Source organism: Romboutsia sp. (assembly GCF_051659545.1).
GTDB lineage: Bacteria > Bacillota > Clostridia > Peptostreptococcales > Peptostreptococcaceae > JBOFOR01.
The window spans coordinates 1-3,008 of sequence record NZ_JBOFOR010000083.1; the positions used below are offsets into that span (position 1 = coordinate 1).

At 25.7% G+C, this 3,008-nt stretch carries 4 protein-coding genes; all 4 read right to left on the reverse strand.

Translation table 11 applies throughout. The annotated features are described in order from the left end of the window. The coding region (locus ACRC03_RS05045; RefSeq protein ID WP_438651472.1) for a PdaC/SigV domain-containing protein at window positions 1-589 on the reverse strand (589 nt) is incomplete at its 3' end. 431 nt (window positions 590-1,020) lie between these two features. Then, window positions 1,021-1,866, reverse strand: coding sequence for a radical SAM protein (locus ACRC03_RS05050; RefSeq protein ID WP_438651473.1), 846 nt, complete (start codon window positions 1,864-1,866; stop codon window positions 1,021-1,023). 194 nt (window positions 1,867-2,060) lie between these two features. Next, window positions 2,061-2,825, reverse strand: coding sequence for an ABC transporter ATP-binding protein (locus ACRC03_RS05055; protein WP_438651474.1), 765 nt, complete (start codon window positions 2,823-2,825; stop codon window positions 2,061-2,063). A 1-nt stretch (window position 2,826) separates the two neighbouring features. Continuing rightward, a partial coding sequence (locus ACRC03_RS05060; protein ID WP_438651475.1) for an iron chelate uptake ABC transporter family permease subunit occupies window positions 2,827-3,008 on the reverse strand: 182 nt, incomplete at its 5' end.

Below are 3,008 nucleotides of genomic sequence, written 5' to 3' on the forward strand. Positions count from 1 at the left end.
AGTTGCTATATACAAATTTCATAAGTTGTTCTTGATATTCTTTTTCAACAGGACCTACATATTTACCTTGTTTTAAAAGCTTAATAAAATCATCATCAACTTTTGGTATAATCTCTTTCAGTGCAAGCTCTTGTCCAGTCTTTATATCAATGTTTGTAGTATAAAATAAATTGTATGGATATGCTGATTGTGAAATATTATTATAGCTAGTGTATGCAATACTTAAGATTTTGTCGTCTTTCAATTTTATTTCATATGTTCCGTCCACTTCATACGTTTGTCCATTTTCTAATTCTTTAAAGGTTTCATCATAAATAGATATTGCTTTTGTTTTAATTAAATTATTAATAATTTCTTGTTTTTTTTCATCCTCTAGGCCACTAATTTGAGGATATTTTACTTTCATATCTTTATTTATGTACTCTTTTTCTTCTATTTTATATGTTGTAAATTTTTCTTTTTGTACAACTGCCCTTTCTGATTGAGTTTCTATTGTTTTTTCTCGTTCAATTTTATTAGAACTACAACCAACTAATGTAGTTATTAGTAGTATTGAAGTTATTGTGATTGTCATTACTTTTTTCTTCATCTTAATTCCTCCTAAATAATAGTAGGTAAACTTTACTATTTATTTTATCCATTTTTTTAAAGTATAAAAGTTAAATTGCTTATAAAATATTAAATATTATTTATTTTTTCTTGTTACTCACTTATTATACTTACATTTCTATAGTATGATTCCTTTTTTTATTTAATACTAAACCGTAACCTTTTGTAATAAAATTAAACCCTAGCTCACTTGTGAGCTAGGGTCTGATTTTATTACAAAATCTTTAGAGTCAAAAGAGCTTGTCTTTTGACTCTCTTAATAAATACATAAATGTTTAGTTTTCTTTATTTCTTACTTTGGGGAAAGTAGATATAAATTTATTTAATATTTTTTATATAAAAGGGCCAAAAGTACAAGCCTCCTGACCCTATTATTGACATCTTCAGATATCCATTAGAATATTTATTATTTTAACTTATCAACACTTTATTTTTTTTCTTATCATTTGTATCTAATTGAATAGCAGGTTCAATTTTTTTTGGACTAGTACCCACATTACAATAGTTACATGCTTGTATACATTTTTTTTGCTCATTATACATAGCTATTATTTCTCTTCTAATTCTTAATATAGATTTACTTTCATCAACTAAATCTATATATTCTAAAGAATTTTTAGGTATTATCCCTAAATCCATTCCATGAGCAGATCTTGGACAATCGAAAATCTTTCCATTTAATAAGCTTGTACATTGATGATTGCATTGTTTATATTGATCTTGTAATTGCTCTTTGCTTCTACTTCTACACTCAATGCTACTATAGTCAAGCCAATAGTCCATATTCATAACTTCTACCTTTATGTTATGTTGTTCTCCTAGCTGTACTATTTCTTTTTTCTTTGTTGAGTATTCACCATAATCACTTATAGAGATACTTACTTTATTATGTTTAAGAGCTTTAATTAAAGATTCCTTTTTAGGTAATATAGTTCCATTAGTTGGAATTTGTACTTCTTTAATTTTCTCACTACTTGCTACTAAATTTATTATTTCATCTAGGTCTGGATGTAAAAATGGTTCTCCCCCTAGTATTCTAAATTTTTCAATATTGTCTACTGATTCAATTAACCTATTTATTGAAGTTTTTATAGTGTTTATATCTATAATGTATGGATTATCGTAATATTGCATTAAATTTGCACAGTCTTTACATCTTAGTGTGCATTTAGTAGCAACAACTATTTCAATATACGGTATTGATATATAATTTTTGTTTTTTAATTTTTCATAAAATTTATCAATAATTATAGACATACTATTTACAAATCTCCTTATAAATTTTCTATTTTAAGTATAAAAAAAACCACGCAGATATCTCTATTAGAGTACCTTCATGGTATTATTTTAAAAGTTTTAAATTGTAATTTATTCCTATTTATATAATAATTATATCACATTATATGCATCCTTTGTAAACATATTTTTTTAATTTTACAGTTTTTTTACATTTAATTATTTACTAGTAATGGAACTATATAACTGTTTCCATCAACTTCTATTTTTTCTGAATCAACTTTATAAATCCTTTTTATATGCTCAGGAATAATCAAGTCTCTACTCTGCCCATATATTACTTTTCCATGTTCTACAAAAATACAATTTTGTGAAAACATCATAGCATGAGATGGATCATGTAATACCATAATAATGGTTTTATTTTCTTTTTCATTTAAATTTTTTACTAAATTCATAACTTTAGATTGATTTTGTAGATCTAAATATGATGTTGGCTCATCCATTACTATTATTGGTGTATCCTGATTAATAGCACGAGTAATATTTACCATTTGCCTTTCCCCACCACTAATTTGCTTGTAGGACTTCTGTGCTAAATGTTCTATGCCTACTTTTTTTAATGCTTCTTCAGTTTTTTTTATATCTAATTTTGATGGTGATGAAGTAAGATGCGGATTTCTACCCATTAAAACAATATCAAAAACCTTAAAATCAAACATCGGTTTTTGTAGCTGAGGGACTACTGCTATAAACTTTGCTAGTTCCTTTGTAGATAATTTTTTCAAATCTGTTCCTAGTATTTTTATATTTCCATCTAATAATTTTTGAACACCTAGTATAGTTGATACTAATGTAGTTTTTCCACTACCATTAATACCTAATATCGCTGTTATTACATTCATTTCTATATTTAAATCTAAGTTTTCAAATATAACTTTATTTGAGTATCCTATTTTACAATTTTTTAATTCTATCACTTTAGCTTCTCCCCATTACATTTTTTCTTAAAAGGTATATAAAGAATGGTGCACCTATTAAGGTTGTAAATATTCCTATTGGAACTTCATAAGTCATTAAACTCCTTGAAAACATATCTACAAAGGTTAAATAGGTAGAACCTAAAATTATACTAAACGGTATTACAATTCTATTATCTGCTC